At 49.8% G+C, this 18,180-nt stretch carries 19 protein-coding genes; all 19 read right to left on the bottom strand.

The window, feature by feature from the left end; genetic code table 11:
* Positions 1-99: 99 nt before the first annotated feature.
* Positions 100-810, bottom strand: a complete 711-nt coding sequence (locus Q7C_RS11280; protein WP_014704910.1) for a ParA family protein — start codon at positions 808-810, stop codon at positions 100-102.
* Positions 807-1,184, bottom strand: coding sequence for a CheW domain-containing protein (locus Q7C_RS11275; RefSeq protein ID WP_041366715.1), 378 nt, complete (start codon positions 1,182-1,184; stop codon positions 807-809). Before Q7C_RS11275 ends, Q7C_RS11280 begins: the two co-directional genes overlap by 4 nt.
* Positions 1,184-2,953, bottom strand: coding sequence for an ATP-binding protein (locus tag Q7C_RS11270; RefSeq protein WP_014704907.1), 1,770 nt, complete (start codon positions 2,951-2,953; stop codon positions 1,184-1,186). Before Q7C_RS11270 ends, Q7C_RS11275 begins: the two co-directional genes overlap by 1 nt.
* A 6-nt stretch (positions 2,954-2,959) precedes the next feature.
* Positions 2,960-3,325 (bottom strand): response regulator, encoded by a 366-nt coding sequence (locus Q7C_RS11265; protein WP_014704906.1) that lies wholly within the window; start codon positions 3,323-3,325, stop codon positions 2,960-2,962.
* A complete protein-coding gene (locus Q7C_RS11260; RefSeq protein ID WP_014704905.1) occupies positions 3,300-3,626 on the bottom strand; it encodes an STAS domain-containing protein in 327 nt (108 codons plus the stop codon). The genes Q7C_RS11265 and Q7C_RS11260 overlap by 26 nt, the downstream gene beginning before the upstream one ends.
* A gap of 52 nt (positions 3,627-3,678) precedes the next feature.
* Positions 3,679-4,125 carry a flagellar export protein FliJ gene (gene fliJ / locus Q7C_RS11255; RefSeq protein WP_014704904.1) on the bottom strand — a complete coding sequence of 149 codons (447 nt, stop codon included), beginning with the start codon at positions 4,123-4,125 and terminating at the stop codon, positions 3,679-3,681.
* 18 nt (positions 4,126-4,143) lie between these two features.
* Complete coding sequence (fliI, locus tag Q7C_RS11250; RefSeq protein WP_014704903.1) at positions 4,144-5,553, bottom strand: flagellar protein export ATPase FliI; 1,410 nt, start codon at positions 5,551-5,553, stop codon at positions 4,144-4,146.
* The gene (locus Q7C_RS11245) at positions 5,540-6,229 is read right to left on the bottom strand and encodes a flagellar assembly protein FliH (protein WP_014704902.1); all 690 of its coding nucleotides are present in this window, start codon (positions 6,227-6,229) and stop codon (positions 5,540-5,542) included. Before Q7C_RS11245 ends, fliI begins: the two co-directional genes overlap by 14 nt.
* Positions 6,216-7,226: a flagellar motor switch protein FliG gene (fliG, locus tag Q7C_RS11240; RefSeq protein WP_014704901.1), complete on the bottom strand. Its 1,011-nt coding sequence runs from the start codon at positions 7,224-7,226 to the stop codon at positions 6,216-6,218. Before fliG ends, Q7C_RS11245 begins: the two co-directional genes overlap by 14 nt.
* The gene (gene fliF, locus Q7C_RS11235; RefSeq protein WP_014704900.1) at positions 7,226-8,887 is read right to left on the bottom strand and encodes a flagellar basal-body MS-ring/collar protein FliF; all 1,662 of its coding nucleotides are present in this window, start codon (positions 8,885-8,887) and stop codon (positions 7,226-7,228) included. The genes fliG and fliF overlap by 1 nt, the downstream gene beginning before the upstream one ends.
* 30 nt (positions 8,888-8,917) lie before the next feature.
* Complete coding sequence (gene fliE / locus Q7C_RS11230; RefSeq protein WP_014704899.1) at positions 8,918-9,250, bottom strand: flagellar hook-basal body complex protein FliE; 333 nt, start codon at positions 9,248-9,250, stop codon at positions 8,918-8,920.
* 48 nt (positions 9,251-9,298) lie between these two features.
* The gene (locus Q7C_RS11225) at positions 9,299-10,660 is read right to left on the bottom strand and encodes a sigma-54-dependent transcriptional regulator (RefSeq protein WP_014704898.1); all 1,362 of its coding nucleotides are present in this window, start codon (positions 10,658-10,660) and stop codon (positions 9,299-9,301) included.
* Positions 10,657-11,766 carry a sensor histidine kinase gene (locus Q7C_RS11220; RefSeq protein WP_014704897.1) on the bottom strand — a complete coding sequence of 370 codons (1,110 nt, stop codon included), beginning with the start codon at positions 11,764-11,766 and terminating at the stop codon, positions 10,657-10,659. The genes Q7C_RS11225 and Q7C_RS11220 overlap by 4 nt, the downstream gene beginning before the upstream one ends.
* A gap of 118 nt (positions 11,767-11,884) precedes the next feature.
* Positions 11,885-13,354 (bottom strand): sigma-54 dependent transcriptional regulator, encoded by a 1,470-nt coding sequence (locus tag Q7C_RS11215; protein WP_014704896.1) that lies wholly within the window; start codon positions 13,352-13,354, stop codon positions 11,885-11,887.
* 108 nt (positions 13,355-13,462) lie between these two features.
* A complete protein-coding gene (fliT, locus tag Q7C_RS11210; protein ID WP_014704895.1) occupies positions 13,463-13,783 on the bottom strand; it encodes a flagellar protein FliT in 321 nt (106 codons plus the stop codon).
* The gene (gene fliS / locus Q7C_RS11205) at positions 13,784-14,194 is read right to left on the bottom strand and encodes a flagellar export chaperone FliS (protein WP_041367162.1); all 411 of its coding nucleotides are present in this window, start codon (positions 14,192-14,194) and stop codon (positions 13,784-13,786) included.
* A 128-nt stretch (positions 14,195-14,322) separates the two neighbouring features.
* Positions 14,323-15,696 (bottom strand): flagellar filament capping protein FliD, encoded by a 1,374-nt coding sequence (gene fliD, locus Q7C_RS11200; protein ID WP_014704893.1) that lies wholly within the window; start codon positions 15,694-15,696, stop codon positions 14,323-14,325.
* Positions 15,697-15,716: 20 nt separating this feature from the next.
* Positions 15,717-16,112 carry a flagellar protein FlaG gene (locus Q7C_RS11195; RefSeq protein ID WP_014704892.1) on the bottom strand — a complete coding sequence of 132 codons (396 nt, stop codon included), beginning with the start codon at positions 16,110-16,112 and terminating at the stop codon, positions 15,717-15,719.
* 65 nt (positions 16,113-16,177) lie between these two features.
* The gene (locus tag Q7C_RS14010; RefSeq protein WP_014704891.1) at positions 16,178-17,974 is read right to left on the bottom strand and encodes a flagellin N-terminal helical domain-containing protein; all 1,797 of its coding nucleotides are present in this window, start codon (positions 17,972-17,974) and stop codon (positions 16,178-16,180) included.
* Between the last annotated feature and the right edge of the window lie 206 nt (positions 17,975-18,180).

The raw sequence follows: 18,180 nt of genomic DNA, 5'->3' as shown, positions 1-18,180 counted from the left end.
TATGAACTCATTACCGTCATGCCTCACTGTCTCTGGTCGACATAGCGCTGTCAGGGCTGGTTTATCTTTTCTCTCGCCACCGTTGTAACTGAAAAATCTCTAGGCAGTCCGGCCTGCTAACAAGTCTTGAGCCAAGGACTGGTAAACAGTGGTCTGCGCGGTATCAGCCTCATAAATAACGGTCTGTAGCAAGCGTTTAGGAAAATAACTACGCATCATCGCCGTCAGTTTGTCTGCATAATCACTGCCACGGGGTAACCGGTTCAAACACAGCCAGACGCGCAAGGCTTTGTGTCGATGCAAACTAACTCGGCGGATTACGGGCAACATGTCCAGCATTCCCTGCAGTGCGGTGGCATCACCGGTCACCGGCAACAGCATGTCGGAAGCAGCAAGCACAGCATTACTGCCTAACAAACCGGATATGGCGGCGCAGTCAAGTAACACCAAATCGTACTGACCGGCATAATGGGGTAATAAAGTCGATAATCGGTTACCGAATTGGCGCTTTGTTTCAGTCTGCTGATCAAATTGGGTTAACGCCGTATCGGCCGGAATCAGTGTCAATCCATCCCGTAAGCTACGGGAGACCTGCTCAAATGATCGCTCGCCACGCAACCATGCTGATACGCCAAATTGCGATGATGGCACGTCAAAACTGCGTGTCAGATCCGCCTGCGGATCCATATCCAGCACCAGTACCGATTTACCCTGACGATGTAACGCATCAGCAAGATTGGCAGTAATAAAGGTTTTGCCGACATCATGGGTTTGATTCATGACAGCAATGACCCGTGAAACGTTGGTCATCCCGGCCCATCCCCGGTTAAAATGCGCTGTATAAAACCGCTGTCGAGCACCTGGTAAGATGCTTCCTGCTCAATAAACCCCGCGTCTGCCTGCTTATTTGAAAACACGGGTGGAGAATCACAACAAAGTGCTACCCGCATTGGCGTGGATATCATCACGATATGTGACGCCGTTGGAATTGCAGGCTGGTCGATCATTGACAAATCCAGCACTGGAATCGCTTCATCATCATAATGCCAAAGTCCTCGAACAGCTGGGGGCGGATCCGGTAACAATGCAATCGCTGGCATCGGCAGGCAATCACGTGACCATATTGATGGGATGGCAAAACAAAACCCTGCCCGCTGGCATAACATCCATGCTGAACTTGCCATTATGATCGCTCCGAAAATAATAGTCCGACATCCAGCAACAAAGCAGGTAATCCCTCAGCAGTCGTTGCCAAGCCAACAACCGCTGGCGATAACGGTAAATGCTGATCCGCGCGACACAAGCAAAATGCGGTTGGTGTATCCAGTTGGTCGACGGTGACGGCCAGACGGCGCTTGCCGGCTTTTAACACCACGATGATGGCATCCGCACTGGTTTCTGAAGAGAGCTGTAATCGCTGGCGCAAGTCGCATAATGGCAACCAGGTCTGCTCAACCTGTACATACCAGCCACGTCCGGTAATATGACGCTGTTCAAAGGCTTGCAAAGGATAGGTTGCGACAATATCCGTTGCCAGAAACAAATAATTCAAGCTCGCCACAGTCACGCGTTGGCAGGTTAGAATTGTTCGTTGTAACGGGACGTTAACCACAAACTCACATCCCTGCTCAGGTGTGCTGGTCACCTGGATCTGACCTTGAAGATCGGCGACTTTCTGGCGTACCAAATCCAACCCGACGCCACGACCTGAAATTAAATCTACCGCGTCAGCAGTACTCAGTCCCGCCTCAAAAATCAACGTGCTGGCAGCAGTATTTTCTGGCAGGTTCAGCTCCGACGCCGCGGCGCGAATTTGTGTCTCATTCAAGCCACAACCATCATCCTGCACAGACAAGGTCAGCTGTAATTTATCTAAAGTCTGTCGAATTTTAATTTGTCCCGTCTCAGACTTATTCCTCTGATGTCGTTGTCGCGGTTTTTCGATACCATGAGCAACCGCGTTACGCAGGAGTTGTATCAGCACATCACCCAACGTTTCTACCACCTCGGGCGGTATCAGGAAGTCCGTTTTTGGCACCGTCAGTGTAATCTGTTTACCGGTTTGACCTGCCAGGGTATGCGATAGGGAAGGCAGCCGCTGATAGGCGATTTGCAACGGCCTAAGTAAAAGCTTCTGCACATCAAGTCGATTTTGCTGGCCCAGCTGCCGTAACTGGCTCAACAACATCATACTCGCTGGTGGGAGGCTGCCCAGACTGTTCTCCAATTGGAGCAGCAGGTGATGACATTGATCCTGGCGGCGACGCAAGGACAACAGCTGGTCTTTTTCCTGATGTCGGTTTGCGGTGGTTGATGGCATTTGTCCCATTTGCGCCGTCATCGGCCTGATTTGCAAATGACATCGGTCTGTCACCCAGTCAAAGATGGCCCGTATGGCGGTTTCATCACTGGCTGTGCGCAACTGGATATGCCATTGCAGATAACAACGACCTACCTCAAATTCAGCAAAGTCCGGGGCACTAAAGTGCGGCTCGGCCACCATTTCACCTAACTCGGACAGCTGTTTAAGATAAAATAACGGATCCTGACCATGGCGAAAAAAATCAGCTGCTGGCTCAAACTGTATCTGCCAGCTTTGCCAGGCAGAAATTTCCGGTTGGTTGACTTCCGTCGTCTGGACAGCCGCAGTTGGCGTTAATATCCGATCGTGAAGTTGCGATAACAACTGACTGATCTGCACCACCTGATGGGGTCTCAGCGTCGTCTGGGTAAACGTTTCCAGCAACGACTCTAACTGATGGCAGCAATCACCCGCTTCGCTGAGTTGAAAACTGACGGCCATGCCTTTTAATTGATGCAACTGACGTTGCATTTGTGCGCGCCACGCCGGATCAGCGGGTTTTGCCTGCTGCCAGTCTTGTTCAATCTGAGTCAATAAATCCCGACTCTCTTCATCAAATAATTGGCGAGCAAGGACATCATTGGTTGCCATAGTATCTCAACCGTTAAGCAGCTTATCGATGGTGTCGAGAAGCTTGTGACCATCCACAGGTTTTTGGATCCACCCCGTCGCCCCGGCAGCACGCCCAGCGGCTTTTTTGCTATCTGCGGTTTCTGTTGTCAGCAATAACATGGGCGTGTAGGTGTAACCAGGCAAGGTACGCAACCGTTCAATGAGCATCGGACCATTCATAATTGGCATATTGTAATCGGTCAATACCAGATCAAATGGCTGCGACGAGGCCAACAGCATTGCCTGTTGACCATCTTCGGCCTGCGTAACCTGAAAACCGGCATTTTGCAGGGTAATCATCATCATTTGGCGTAATGAAGCCGAATCATCGACCGTCAATATTCTGATCATGTTCTTCCTGCTTGTTAAGATTAAAAACGATCTCGTCATGCAGACCGGCAATGTCTACCGCCTCTTGCAGACTTGGCGTGATGGCCTGCCATTGCAAAGGCAGCGATAATTGTTGCGCCTGCCTGGCAAAACCCAGTAGTAACTGCAAACCGGCCGCGTCAACACGCGTGACCTGACTCGCATCCACCGAAACTGGCTGACCAGCGACCAAGGCCGCTACAAGGCGCTCGTAACAAGCTGGCGCTTCAGCGATGGTCAGCCGTTCTGGTAACGCAATCTGATTATATTGGCTATCCTGCATAGTCAGGTTATCGACCCAACCCCGAAATTCCGTAGTGTGATTACTGAAAAAATTAACGCTTACGCTGGCGCCGCCATAAACTCACGCTGAACTCATCATTTAAGACTTGCTCTCGACGCGATGCGGACAGTACTTCATGTTGCTGGTAACGCTCCATCAGGGTTTGCATAGCTTGCATTTTCTGACGTGCCTGACGCCAGGCCTGCTGTTGTTGCAGCACCTGATTATGCTGCTTTTGTACCTGTTGCTCCTGCAATACAATCGCCTGTTCAAGCTGCACCAGAAATGCGCGCAGATCCAGTGCTTTGCGAGCTGAGACAATCTGCGGATCAACGCGACGAAATCGCTGCAAATACTCCTCACGATAGTGTTGCAGCTCATGTAACTGCTGCTGTTCACGATGCAGCTGCCGATTCGCTTGAGCCAGCTTTAGCTGCGTCGCCTCAGCATCCTGTTTTGCCAGTTCAATAACCGGTAACAACTTTTGGGCGCGCGTCATACATTTTTCCCGAAAGCATTATTTTCTTGCCGTGACAGGCTGACCAATCGAACCAGTTTGTCCCCCTGCCGTATTTGTCTGCAGCGTTTGCTGTAACGTAGACAGACTTGCCTGCCAATCATGCGCTTGATGCATGTCCTGCTTCAAGAGTTTGCGTAACTTTGGATACATTTCAATCGCGTGATCAATTTGCGGGTCACTGCCAGCGCTGTAGGCTCCGATATTAATCAAATCCTGATTCTGCCGGTAGGTTGCATAAATCTGTTTAAATAATTGCGCTTGTTGCAATTGCTCACGACTGGTCACCTGAGGCATAACCCGACTGATCGATGCCTCGACATCAATGGCTGGATACACGCCGGACTCAGCCAGTTGCCTGGATAACACGATATGACCATCCAGAATCGCTCGCGCCGAATCGGCAACCGGATCCTGCTGATCATCCCCCTCAACCAGCACGGTATAAATGGCAGTTATACCCCCTTGTCCTTCACCGGCATTTCCTGCGCGCTCGACTAGTTGCGGCAATAATGAAAAAACTGAGGGTGGATAGCCCTTGGTTGCTGGTGGTTCACCAATAGCCAAGGCAATTTCGCGTTGCGCCTGCGCATAACGAGTCAAGGAATCCATCAACAGCAGGACTTGCTTACCTTGGTCCCTGAAATACTCAGCGATACTGGTCGCCAACATCGCGCCATGCAGCCGCATCAAAGGAGAATGATCTGCTGGAGAAGCAACCACCACCGCACGTTTCAGTCCTTGCTCACCTAAAATATCTTCAATAAATTCTTTAACTTCCCGACCACGCTCACCAATCAGCCCCACCACAATCACATCCGCTTCGGTAAATCGGGTCATCATGCCGAGCAGCACACTTTTGCCAACGCCGCTTCCGGCAAACAGCCCCATCCGCTGCCCCCGTCCGACACTGAGCAAGGCATTTATCGCCCGTACCCCGACATCGAGATGTTGTCTTACCGGCGCTCTGCTCAGTGGATTGACCGGTTGACCATGGAGTGGCACACGATCCTTAACCTTAATTGCGCCTTTGCCATCCAGTGGTTTGCCCGCACCATCAACAACACGCCCCAGTAAGGCTTCGCCGACAGGTATCAGGGAATCATTCTGAATAGGTCTGACTTTGGCATTCGGCACTAAGCCGCGGATATCACCCGTTGGCATCAGGTACAAGACATCGTCATGAAAACCAACCACTTCTGCCTCAACAGGCGGCTGTCCGCGAGCCTGAATTTCACAGCGACTGCCAATAGGTGCCTGAAATCCCACGGCCTCTAAAGTCATGCCGACCATCCGTGTCAGCCGACCTTCAACAGCCATGACCGCTTCCGGCTGTAATGACATTAATCGCTGTTGATAATCCTGGATCTGCTGATGCCAGCGACGGAGACCAAATTCAGGTTGTGCCATGATCAGGCACCGCACCGAGCATATGTTCAATGGTTCGCTGTATTCGGGTCTCGATACTGCCGTCAATAGACGTATCGGCTGTCTCAAGCCGCACGCCACCCCGTGACAACAAGGGATCTTCTAGCCATTGCCAGCGATTATCTTCCGCATCGATCGACAAGCCTTCACGAACCAGTTCGATATCTTTCGGGTTTAAAAATACTTTTAGCTTTCGGTCATTGACGGGTAACGCAGCCAAAGCAGAACGGGTTGCTTCAAGTATGCGCTCCGGCTGACATTGCAGTTCGTATTGAACCACCTGTTGGGCGATGGTCTGCACCAGCATAAGCAGATCTTGTTCAATCCCCTCATCCAGCGCTTGCAATGGTGTATTTAAATGATCAATCAGTGCCTGCCATTGTGCAGCCTGTTCACGAATTGTCTTCTTACCCGCAGCCAGTCCCGCTTTTTGACCCGCTTCATGGCCTTCTTCATAACCGGCCTTGAAGCCCTCCTCGCGCGCTGACTCGTGAATTTTTTCAAGCTCTACGGCCGTGATGGGCTTTGGCTGCGATGTCGATTTCTCGCCCGGCGCCGTCATACTCGGCGCCTGCCAGCGCTGATAAGCCTGAGCCAGTTCTTCTTCTGACAGAATATGCGTTTCTCGCGTGATTAACACATCATCAGATGAAGTCATCGCCACCACTTCCGCCTAACATGATTTCGCCTTTATCAGACAAGCTGCGTGCGGTAGACAATATTGCTTTCTGGGCACTTTCAACATCACTGACCCGAACCGGACCCATCGCCTCCAAATCATCGCGCAACATTTCCGCTGCCCGCTGCGACATATTCTTCAGGAATTTTTCTTTCAGACTTTCATCGGCACCTTTCAGTGCCAGTTGCAGCTGATCCGTCTGAATTTCACGCATCAACGTCTGTATGCCACGGTCATCGACATCAATCAAATTATCGAAGACGAACATCAGATCCTCAATGTTTTGCCCCAGGTCCGGCTCGGCTTCTTTGATTTTTTCCATGATAGCCGCTTCGGTACTGCCATCAACAAAGTTGAGAATATCCGCCGCCGTTTTGGGACCGCCAACCGTTGCCGTCTGCGTTCCGGCATTACCAGAAAACTGTTTTTCCAGAATTTCGTTTAACTCATTCAACGCCGCCGGTTGGACTCCTTCAAGGGTGGCAATACGCAACAAAATTGTCGATTGATCGCGCTCTGGAAACAAATTCAACACAGCCGCCGCTTGATCGGCTTCAAGAAACGAACAGACAATCGCCACGATCTGAGGATGCTCCAGACGGATCACTTCATAAATCCCTCTGGCGTCCATCCATTTAAGTTGATCAAGGCCATTAGTATTGCCCCCGGATAAGATCCGATCCAGTAGGCTGCTTGCGCGATCTTCTCCTAAGGCACCGACTAACATTCGGCGCACATAATCATGCGAGCCAATACCCAGTCCGGTCTCTTTTTCCACGGTCTCAACAAACTGACCCAATACGCTGCGCACCTCATCACGGGTCACATTAGTCAACGTTGCCATCGATTGACCAATTTTCTGTACTTCCTTGGGATTCATGTGCTTCAGCACTAATGCCGCATCTGCTTCGCCAATACTGCGCAGGAAAACTGCCGCTTTTTCAGTGCCCGTTAATTTACGGCTTTGCTCGGCCATCAGGCATCACTCGCTGTCCAGTTTTTAACGACTTGCGCAACCAATGCCGGATCCTGTTGAACCAGACTGCGGACATTATCCAATTGCGCCTCCACTTTTTCAGAACCCCCAGCCAGTTTAGCAATCTCTTCATCGCCAGCACCAGCAGCCACCGCTTTACGCGCTGACTCGGTATCGTCGTCAACCGCATCGGTTTGGCTTTTCGCCGGCGCTTTGCTGATATCTCTAAATGCAGGCCGTATCACACCGAATATCAAAAACAACACCACCAGCGCACCTAAAACTTGTTTTGCCACGGTCCAGAACCAAGCCTGCTCCCAAAGTGGGATTTCAGGTAAAGGCTCTGCCTCAACCGGCGCTTTAAACGGCGCACTGACAATATTGAGGCTATCGCCACGTGCCTCACTAAAGCCAACGGCATCCTGAACCAAAGCCGAGATTCGGGTCAATTGTAACGCCGGTAATGGCTGGGGATCGCCTTGTGCATTGACGGGCTCATCAATCAGAACGGCAATACTGAGTTTTCGAATAGCACCTGGCGCCATGCGGCTATGACTAATACGACGATCCAACTCATAATTACGAATTGTTCGTGAGGTACTGGCGCCGGGCACCACTGTTTGCGTTGTCGTTTCGTCATCCTCGTTTGCTTGTGCTGTTTGCTCGGGAGCAATGGCACCACCAGGCGGTTGATTAGTCAGCGCGCCGGGCACACCAATTGCGCCCGCACTGCCAACCCGCTCTTCTTCGGTTAATTGCTCACTGCGAATTGCTGCAATATCGGGGTTGTAGCTTTCGGCCGTTTGCTCTGTCAGGGTAAAATCAACATCAGCAGCAACCTGAGCCCGCACGCCATCAAGACCGACCATTGGTGCAAGAATAGCCTCGATACGTCGAATATAGTGTTGCTCCAATTTCTGGGTATAGTCGAGTTGACTATCACTGAGTGCGACATTGCTATCACGTTCAGGCTGGCTAAGCAGATTACCGCGCTGATCCACCACGGTGACATCGCTGTTATTCATGTTAGGCACGCTGGAGGCAACCATGTGACTGATTGCGTTGATATGCCCTTGATCCAGACTACGTCCAGCAAACAAATTCACCACAACGGAGGCTGTTGGTGGACGACGATCTCGAACAAATACTGACTGCTTGGGAATGGCAAGGTGAACCCGCGCCGAGCGGACATTTTGGATTTCGCTGACGGAGCGCGCCAACTCCTGCTCCATGGCACGTTGATAGCGAGCCTGTTCTATAAATTGACTGGTACCGAATCCTTGTTCCTGATTAAGCATTTCCATGCCCTGCGCTGAGCTGCGGGGTAAGCCTTCTGCTGCCAGTTTCAGGCGTAGGCTTTGAACTTCCGATGCCGGTACTAGCAGTGCGCCGCTATTCTGGTCCAGTTTGTAATCAACGCCCATCTGATTCAATGTTTCAACCAGTTCGGCAGATTCCTGTGCTGCCATCCCCGAAAACAAGACTTGATAAGACGGCGTTTGTGACCACATCAGTACATAGCCCCCGACCGCAATACTGGCAGCGATAGCCACCAGAAACAGGATTTGCTTCACGATTGGCTGCTGCGCCATATTGCTCTGCATGACTGCCAAAGGGGTATTGGTCGAACGTGACGCAGTGGTTACCGGCGCATTTTCCATAAGCTTTTCTCAGTTACTAAGATGAACAGGTTAAATCGACATGCGCATGACTTCCTGATACGCCTCAATCAATTTGTTTCGCACCTGTACTGTCGCTTCGAAAGCGACACCCGCTTTTTCCGATGCAATCATGACATCACTGAGTTCAATCCCCGGATCACCCATCTCAAATCCGGTTTTTAATGCCGATGAGCTTTGTTGCAAGCTATTTACCTGATTGACTGCCTGCTTCATGACATCACCAAAATCAAGGCGCTCAGACGGCGCTGAATCTTGTTGTGGGCGAACCTGTTCAGGACTCGCCTGCGCTTGCATGGCACGTAACTGGGTCAGTAGCTGGTTGGGATCAATCGCATTAATCATCGTGGTAACTCCTGCTGAAAAAATGACGCTGTTAAGCTGCTATGCAGATTACTTGCCAGCTTTACCCGGAATGGCAATACCTTGCTCACGAAACCGGGATATTTTGTAACGCAGTGTGCGCTCACTAATCCCTAAATCCTTGGCTGCTTTACGCCGGCTACCTTGATAGCGCGCCAATGTTTCCAAAATATGGCGCTGTTCATGGTGGCGTAAATCACCTTCAATATTATCTTCCGCCAGCGCGGCTGTCGGCATGCTGACATCCGGCAACACCGTCATTTTCTGACTCATTGCCTGAAATGCTAAATCCTGCGCCGTGATCAGGTTGCCTTGTTGTAGTATCAAACTACGCTGCATGACATTATCCAGCTCACGCACATTGCCCGGCCAATCGTGGCTGAGCAAACGTTGTTGTGCTTCTTCACCCAGTTGCGGCAAAGGTGTTTGCTGTTGTTGGCAATGCCGGTTCAGCAATTGATTCGCCAACGGTAGAATATCTTCACGCCGTTCACGCAACGGTAATAATTGCAGGGGGAATACATTAAGCCGATAGAATAAGTCCTCACGAAACCGACCTGCCTGTACTTCTTCATTTAAGGTTCGGTTGGTGGTGGCAATGACGCGTACATTTAACGGAATTACCTTCCTGCCACCAAGACGTTCGACTTCACGCTCCTGTAAAACACGCAGCAACTTGGCCTGCAACGATAAATCCATTTCAGAAATTTCGTCCAGCAACAAGGTGCCTTGATGTGCTTGCTCAAACTTGCCTGCATAGGCCTGGCTGGCACCAGTAAACGCCCCTTTTTCATAGCCGAACAGAGTGGCTTCCAGCATTGACTCTGGGATTGCCGCACAGTTAATTGCCACAAAAGGTGCATCATGACGCGGGGAATGGCGGTGAATATAACGGGCAAGCACTTCCTTGCCTGTGCCACTTTCACCATTCAGCAAAACCGTGGCATCGCTGGCAGCGACACGTTCAGCAAGTCCAAGCAAATGTCGTGAACTTGGTGCCTCGGCAACAACCTCATTCGTGGCTGGAACTGTACGAATATAGCGCGCAACCCGAGCAAGCAGCTCATCGGCATCAAAAGGCTTCATCAAATAATCACAAGCCCCGTCCTGCATCGCATCAACGGCGCTTTTTACCGTACCGTAAGCGGTCATCAACACCACGGGTAATGCCGGCTGCAGTTTGCGTGCTTTTTTTAGCAACGTGTGACCATCCATGGGCTGCATTTGCAAATCACTGAGCAATAGCCCCACGCCATCAACGCGAAGTTGCTCCAGTGCTTTTTGTCCTTCCTCCATAGCAATTACCTGATAACCAGCCATCTCCAGCGTATCGCAAACAGCGAGCCGTAACGAAGCATCATCTTCGACAACAATTATTTTTGATTGAGTCATACGGCCGCTCCTTGGCAAACAGATTCGCGAGATGATTGAACCGCTTGATAAACCGGCAAACGTAGGCTAAAGGTACTGCCCTCGCCCAGTTCACTATCCAGCCACAATATGCCTTTATGTGCCTTGGCAATCGATTGCACCACCGCCAGCCCCAGCCCCGTACCAGCCGACCGAGTGGTATAAAAGGGCTGCAGGATTTTTTCATAATCGGCTTCAGCTATACCGACCCCATTGTCCTCGACACTGATTTCAATACAATATTGCTCAGCCTCATCCCGAATCAACTCGGCGCTAAGGATAATCTGGCCTGCTGCACCACACGCCTCACGCGCATTATTCAATAAATTTAACAGGGCACTGGACAGCGCCGTTTGACTCCCAAAAACATAGCCATCGTTCACTTGATTATTCAGTTGTAACTGATAGTGATCCGTAGCCATATTATTTTGAAACTGGCGTGCTGTTTCTTCGAGTAACTCTGCAACCGAAACAGGCGCTGGCGCGGCCATATCGCCACGCGAAAAGGCCAGCATATTTCTAACCAGCTGCTCCATATGGCTGAGACTGTCATGCAGGCGCTGCGCATAGCGTTGTTGTGTGCTACCTGATTCTGCTTTCAATAACGGCGACAGATACAACATGGCCGATGATAAAGGAGTACGGATCTGATGGGCTAACCGTGCCGCCATTTCACCCATGGCAGATAACCGTTGCAGATGTGAGACCTTGCTCTGCAGACGACGCGTTTCGGTCACCTCTTGAAGTAACACGATCTGTCCCGGTTCACCTTCGAGCGGATTGGTTGAAATATGGACGCGGCGACCATCACGCAAAGACACATCGTGACCATCATCTGGTCTAGGTTGAAATGCTCGGTTAATTACCGTGATCCAAGGTTCGTATTGCAATGGCTTACCCAGCAAATCAATCGCTGCCGGATTGTATTCCTGAATTCGACCTGCAGCATCAAGAACAATTACACCTGCCGGTAACACGGTTAGCAATCGGCTCATTCGGCTGGCAGAACGACTGTCATCGGTCTCGACAACCGTCAAGGTCGTCTCTTTTCGATAAGGCGGGTAAGGCTCAGTCCAGTTGGCACGCATACTTTTTGACTCCAGTATCAGGTTTTACTACTGTCTGCAAAAAATATGCCCTTAAATTTTTACCAACAATTACAATTGGTTAGATAACTTTTAGTCAAAAAAATGACTCACCATCCTGTTATTCACCTTCACGCTGGATACCATGTTTACGCATTTTCTCAACCAGTGTTGTACGCCGCATTTTGAGTCGTTGTGCCGCGTGTGCCACGACGCCGGCCGCATCATCCAGCGCTTGCCGGATCAAGAAAAATTCCAATTGTGCCAAATGTTCTTTGAGGTCCAGCCCCTCTTCCGGTAATGCATTCGCGATCGCTGGGGAAGATAGGGTTGTCACCTCGGCTTCCACCTCAGTCGAAGCAGGCTCTTTGTTGACTTGTCTAGCCAATGCCGGTTCCGGACGGGCTGCTATCACTGCGCTGACATGCGCTGGCAAGGCCTCACCTGCAATTCGATATTTTTCCGGTAATTGGTCAAAATCAACCAGATCGTACGGGTATAAAATCACTAGCCTTTCGATCACATTGGCCAATTCCCTGACATTGCCTGGCCAGTTATAGCGGCATAGTGCGGCCATGGCGGCGGTCGTTAATCTGACTGAGCCTCGATTTTCGTGTTCGATACGCTGGATGATTTCATAAACGAGCAACGGAATATCCTCCGGGCGCTCGCGTAATGCTGGCATTTCAATCGGAAACACATTCAGCCGATAAAACAAATCTTCACGGAACAAGCCATCTGCAATATGCCTTTCAAGATTACGATGTGTGGCGGCGATCACCCGGACATTTGCTTGTTGTGTTTTGGTACTACCCACGCGTTCAAACGTTCTTTCCTGGAGGACACGCAACAATTTCACCTGCATCGGCATCGGCATATCGCCAATTTCATCCAGAAACAAAGTGCCGCCCTCAGCCAGTTCAAATCGACCTTTGCGCGCCGTAATCGCTCCCGTAAAAGCGCCTTTTTCGTGACCGAAAAGCTCACTCTCCAACAACTCGCCCGGAATCGCACCACAATTCACTGGCACAAAAGGTTTATCACGGCGAGAAGAAAAATAATGCAAGTTACGCGCAACGACCTCTTTCCCTGTGCCGGATTCACCCAGAATCAAAACATTTGCTTCTGAATCGGACACCTGATCTATCATCCGTTGCACCTGTTTCATTGCCAGGCTGTTACCCACCAGCAAACGAAAATTCAGGTGCGCGCGATCTGCTTTCTCCTGTTGCCCACGATATACCGTCGCCTGTTGCAAGGCATTGCTAAGTTGGGGATATTTGACTGGATATTGCAAAGCGCCAATGATGCCAGGGAAATCAGACTCTGCTTGTTGTTCGTGTTCGAGGGTAAATACCGGTAGCCGGGACTCATGATTGACCAGCAAGCGAAGTAATTCTCTTGTCTGTTGGTCACTACCACAATCCCCGATAATAACCATGGCAATATTATCCAGGTCATCGACTGCGGCTCCCCATTCCGGTGGATGCGCGACCAGAACCGGATGACAGTTAATAAATGTGATTAGCGTCGATAAGGTCTCGCGACGATTGGCGTCGGCTTCGATAACCAGCACTTGATTACTGCTCATTCAGGCTCCCATCTTGAACAATTGATACCAGAAAGGATGGCTTTCTGCTCTAGAGAGACGAAGTTAAGCATCCACCTGACTGATTGTCAAAAAAATGACGGGAAAAATTCAACGATCTTCGTATGCCTGACGCGCTTTATTGCCCTGATTAAAGTCTGCGACTTTTTTTGCCATCTCACTCCGCTGCTGCTGACATAGCGATTGCAACGACTGATTCAGTGACTGCAGCATTTCAAAACTTTCACGCAAGTCACCCAGTGATGACGGATCAATATCTTGGTTATCGACGTCAGTATTGAGCTGCGTTATTAATTGTTGACGAGCTGGCTCTGCCGCCAGCAAGGCATCCCAATCTGCTGCCTGGGCTCTGGTTATCTGTTCGCGGGTTAACTGACAGGCTTGTTCCACCTGTGCGACAGTTAATGACATTTATCGGTTGACGCCCGGTTCGCCATGAAATTCAGCAGGAATCGCATCCCAACCGGATTTGATTTCAATCATCAGCGACGCGACTTCATCAATCATCGTTGCGTCATTTTTGAGATTGGCTTCCAGTAACCGCGCTTCCATATAATCATACAAGCGTCCCAGGTTAATGGCGACGTCACCACCGACTTCTGTATTCAAGCAGGCGCGTAAACTGTCGATAATGGAAATAGCCCAACTGATATGCTCACCTTTTTTGGCTACCTGGCCAGAAGCCATAAAGCCTTTTGCTGCCAGCAGCTTTTCAAGGACACCCTCCATCAGCATTTGCACCAATCGATGCGGTGTCGCCGTTTCGACGCCACCATGAATATGATTCTGGCGATACTGCTGCATTGCAACATTGGAATTCATGTTTTTGTCCTTTTCCATTTCAGTGGCGATCCAAACACATAATCATTATCGGCTCCCGGCTAAATATCTTTAACCATAGGCTTGATTTTGCAGCAATTCAAGTTCATACGTTGCTGCATTAAATGTGCTTATCGATCCCGATTGATATTCGAAAGCGGCAAGTTCGCTAACTGCTGATCCAGATAGCCACTCAGACTTTGCAGCTGGGCGACCAAGGTATCCATCGCCGTAAACTGTGCACGATAACGTGCCTCCAGACCCTCAAGTCGCAAGGCAAGTCGTTCTCGTGAATCACCGATATCTTCCAGCTGATTTCGCAGGCCATTAGTTCGCAAATCCAGAATACCGTCTGTACTGGTATAACGTGTCAGCACGCCAGCCAATTGCACTGCCAAACCGTTTTCAGAAGCAAATAAATCCGCGACAGCGCTGAAATTCTGATTAATGGCATTATCAAGACGCTCGCTGTCAATCTGCAGATTTCCGTTGTCCTGATTGGTGGTCACGCCCAGTTCTGCCAACGTGCTGATGTCGACACCATTAATGGCACTGGTCAACGTTTGGCGCAGTTGCGTTTGTACGCCTCTTAATGCGGAATCGCCTAATAAAGCGCCAGCCGCCCCCGTATCTGCATTATAAGAAGACAGATTGTTAATCGTGGTATTGAGCGTATTGTAGGCGGCCACAAAACTTTCAACGCGCGACTTAACTGCGCTGTTATCCAGTTCGATGTTAGCGGTGGCAACCGTTTCTGTATCCGCCTTGAGCAGCGTAAATGTCACACCATCAATCACATCATCAATTGTGTTGCTATCACGACTGATCTGTTGTCCATCAATTAATATCTGAGCATCTTGTGCCGCATTAATGGTGGTCAAAGTTTGTAATTGACCAAGATCCACGCCATCGCTGGCATTGTCATCACTAGCGGAAAGCGTAATTTGGTTTGTCTCACCCAACTTTTCGGAGGTCAGAATTAAACGCTGATTACCATCATCTAGATTTATAACCGACGCCAAAATGCCCGGATTATCGGTGGCCGAATTTATCGCCTGTTGTATGCCAGCCAGGGTGTTATTTTCTGGATCGATTGTTATCTCAAAACTGTCACTGCCAAGAGACAGCGTCAGTGTTCCCGTTCCGAGAGCTTCATCGGCTTGAAAACTGTCAGAGCGCACCTTAGCAGCTTGTGCTAATTGTTGTACTTCAATGGCATAACTACCGCGCACCGCATCCTTGTCGGCGCTAACAGTAAACAGAGACTCATCAGAAGAAGTGGCGTTGCGTTCCAAGAAGTTATCCGGCGTCTGTAATGCTTTGACACTATCCTGAAATCGGGACAACGCTGATTTCAATGTGCCAAACGCCGACAAGTCCTGTTGAATTGATGCTTGTTTATTATCCAGGCGTTGGGTAACCGGATCGCCTTCTGCGCTAACCAGTTGAGATACCAATCCGTTAACGTCAATGCCTGAACCAATGCCACCTGCCGTGATTGCCATGATTTGCTCCTATGCGGCAACTATGCCTGCGAGTTGAACAAACTCAACCCATCATCAAATTGTGACGCAATCGATCTTGCAATGGACAAGACTTCTTCTGACGGAATTTGCCGAATCACTTCTTCTGTTTCTTTGTCGATAACCGTCACGACATTTCTGCCGCTCAGTTCATCAACACTGAATTGCAGTGATCGCTGCATATTCTGAACATAGTCATTAATTTGTGACACCGCTTGCGAGACCTCTTGTGCCGCATTTTCTGATTGGGTGCCACCCGCCTGCGCTGATTGCGAAGTTGCTTGTATTGATGCAACATCTGTTCCAGCTTCAGCAGCCCGGTTATCAACTTTCAATGCCAAATCCCCGCTGGTCTTTTGACCAGCAGGGGGCAATGAACTCAGATTGTTAATATCCATTTTTTGACTCCTTCTAATTCAATAAAAGGAGGTGTCCGCAGCAGTCTACGGACACCATCAGGATATTAGCCCAACAGGCCCAGTACTGTCTGAGGCAAAGCATTTGCCTGTGACAGAATGGAGATACCCGCCTGCTGCAGGATTTGCGCACGGGTCAGGTTTGCAGTTTCTGCCGCAAAGTCCGCATCCAAAATCCGGCTACGAGAAGCCGACAGATTTTCAACGGTTGAACCCAGGTTCGCAATCGTGGATTCAAAACGGTTTTGAATCGCACCGAAAGTACTACGCAGGTCACTGACTGAAGTCAATGCAGAGTCAATACGCTGTATAGCATCATTAGCCGCTGTCACATCATTAACATCAACCGTCGACAGGCTACCGGCAGCTGCAAAGCTGGTTGCGGTAAATACCGTGCCAGCATCACCACCAGCGATTGTAACTGTTTCTGAGCTGGTGATAGTCAGCACATTGTCATCACCAAGGCTTGCTGTTGCATTGCCACCCAATGACGTATTAATTGCCGCAACCAAATCATCAATAGAAGTGTAAGTCGCATTAGCAACCGCAACCGCAGTCCCGTCACCAACTTGAACCGTCAGATCGCTAATAGTAAGTGTCAGAGCAGCAGTATCATCAACACCAGCTACCTGAGTACCACCAGAAGCACCTGTGATAGAGGTGGTTTGAAAGTTATCAACAACAGCTGTGTTAGCACCAGTTGCAACACTTGTTATACTGAAGCTATCAGCATCAACGGCAGCCGCTGTGTACACACCTGCGCCACCGCTCAAACCATCTAACTCAGTTTGAAGGGCGGTTACTAATGCATCGATGTCAGCATAATCACCATCTAACGTAACTGTCTCACCATCAACATCAAATACTAAATTACTTGTTACGACTTCAGCCGTACCAGCAGCACCTGTTGCGCCAGTGAACTCCGCTTCGGTAGTACCTGTACCATTATCGATAACAACGGCATCAGTTGGATTGGCTGCTGTTGCAGTTTTAGTGATCGTGATGTCTGTACCATCATCAGTCACTACGTACTCACCAGCATTTGCTACGTCTAACTGATCTTGGATTTCTTGGGTAACACCCGCAAGGTCTGTGTAATCAGCATTTAGATTGATACCAATGCCATCAACATCAAACGTCACCGCTGCACCAGCTTGGTAGTCAGTGACTGAAATACCGCCTGTAGTAGAAGCTGAACCACCAGCAAACGGTACGGCAGCAGTCGAGAAATCAAGACTTGATAAATCACCAGTGGTGTATGAACCAGCAACACCAGTTGTTCCTTCAGCAACCAAAGTATCTAAATCCACCGTAGTTGCAGAAGCAATCGCGCCAATATCAGCTTGACGGATACTGGTATTCAAATCTAAAGAAATCGTTTCACCCACATTGGCACCGACTTGGAAAAGCGCATTACCAAAGGAGCCGTCGAGAATTTTACGACCGTTGAATGAGGTTTGCGAGGCGATACGATCAATTTCCGCCAGACGTTGTTGAACCTCTTGATCCAATGCGGCACGGTCAGAAGCCGAGTTGGTTGCGTTTGCAGATTGCACCGCCAGTTCACGGATACGTTGCAGGTTGTTACCGATTTCGCCCAGTGCGCCCTCAGCTGTTTGTGACAGTGAGATACCGTCGTTGGCATTTCGAATCGCCTGATTCAAACCACGGATTTGCGTAGTGAACCGTTCAGAAATAGCCAGACCTGCCGCGTCATCCTTCGCGCTGTTAATACGCAAGCCTGAAGACAAACGTTCCAACGAGACAGCCAGAGACGATTGTGAAGTGGTCAGATTACGCTGCGCATTCAGTGAGGCAACGTTAGTGTTAATAATTTGAGCCATGGTGATTTCTCCTAAGGGAAGTCGGGCACCTACCCGTTTCATTATTGGCAGTTAGACATTCCAGACATCTTTACTGCCTCCGGAGTGGTTAACGACCCGGCTGAACTAAACTTTAGGTTCCATGAACAAATTTTTAACTTATTTCAGAAAAGCGTGTGCTGCATCACATATTGCTAACAGGCAATTTTTGCCGGTTGACTTGAGAT

Source organism: Methylophaga frappieri (assembly GCF_000260965.1).
GTDB lineage: Bacteria > Pseudomonadota > Gammaproteobacteria > Nitrosococcales > Methylophagaceae > Methylophaga > Methylophaga frappieri.
Note: the sequence above shows the minus strand (reverse complement) of the source record. Positions and strands in the feature narration are given on the sequence as shown.

Excerpts from the sequence above, each read along its gene's own strand:
- Q7C_RS11280 (WP_014704910.1), bottom strand. The coding sequence starts at position 810 with ATGACCAACGTTTCACGGGTCATTGCTGTCATGAATCAAACCCATGAT.
- Q7C_RS11275 (WP_041366715.1), bottom strand. The coding sequence starts at position 1,184 with ATGGCAAGTTCAGCATGGATGTTATGCCAGCGGGCAGGGTTTTGTTTT.
- Q7C_RS11270 (WP_014704907.1), bottom strand. The coding sequence starts at position 2,953 with ATGGCAACCAATGATGTCCTTGCTCGCCAATTATTTGATGAAGAGAGT.
- Q7C_RS11265 (WP_014704906.1), bottom strand. The coding sequence starts at position 3,325 with ATGATCAGAATATTGACGGTCGATGATTCGGCTTCATTACGCCAAATG.
- Q7C_RS11260 (WP_014704905.1), bottom strand. The coding sequence starts at position 3,626 with ATGCAGGATAGCCAATATAATCAGATTGCGTTACCAGAACGGCTGACC.
- fliJ (WP_014704904.1), bottom strand. The coding sequence starts at position 4,125 with ATGACGCGCGCCCAAAAGTTGTTACCGGTTATTGAACTGGCAAAACAG.
- fliI (WP_014704903.1), bottom strand. The coding sequence starts at position 5,553 with ATGGCACAACCTGAATTTGGTCTCCGTCGCTGGCATCAGCAGATCCAG.
- Q7C_RS11245 (WP_014704902.1), bottom strand. The coding sequence starts at position 6,229 with ATGACTTCATCTGATGATGTGTTAATCACGCGAGAAACGCATATTCTG.
- fliG (WP_014704901.1), bottom strand. The coding sequence starts at position 7,226 with ATGGCCGAGCAAAGCCGTAAATTAACGGGCACTGAAAAAGCGGCAGTT.
- fliF (WP_014704900.1), bottom strand. The coding sequence starts at position 8,887 with ATGGAAAATGCGCCGGTAACCACTGCGTCACGTTCGACCAATACCCCT.
- fliE (WP_014704899.1), bottom strand. The coding sequence starts at position 9,250 with ATGATTAATGCGATTGATCCCAACCAGCTACTGACCCAGTTACGTGCC.
- Q7C_RS11225 (WP_014704898.1), bottom strand. The coding sequence starts at position 10,660 with ATGACTCAATCAAAAATAATTGTTGTCGAAGATGATGCTTCGTTACGG.
- Q7C_RS11220 (WP_014704897.1), bottom strand. The coding sequence starts at position 11,766 with ATGCGTGCCAACTGGACTGAGCCTTACCCGCCTTATCGAAAAGAGACG.
- Q7C_RS11215 (WP_014704896.1), bottom strand. The coding sequence starts at position 13,354 with ATGAGCAGTAATCAAGTGCTGGTTATCGAAGCCGACGCCAATCGTCGC.
- fliT (WP_014704895.1), bottom strand. The coding sequence starts at position 13,783 with ATGTCATTAACTGTCGCACAGGTGGAACAAGCCTGTCAGTTAACCCGC.
- fliS (WP_041367162.1), bottom strand. The coding sequence starts at position 14,194 with ATGAATTCCAATGTTGCAATGCAGCAGTATCGCCAGAATCATATTCAT.
- fliD (WP_014704893.1), bottom strand. The coding sequence starts at position 15,696 with ATGGCAATCACGGCAGGTGGCATTGGTTCAGGCATTGACGTTAACGGA.
- Q7C_RS11195 (WP_014704892.1), bottom strand. The coding sequence starts at position 16,112 with ATGGATATTAACAATCTGAGTTCATTGCCCCCTGCTGGTCAAAAGACC.
- Q7C_RS14010 (WP_014704891.1), bottom strand. The coding sequence starts at position 17,974 with ATGGCTCAAATTATTAACACTAACGTTGCCTCACTGAATGCGCAGCGT.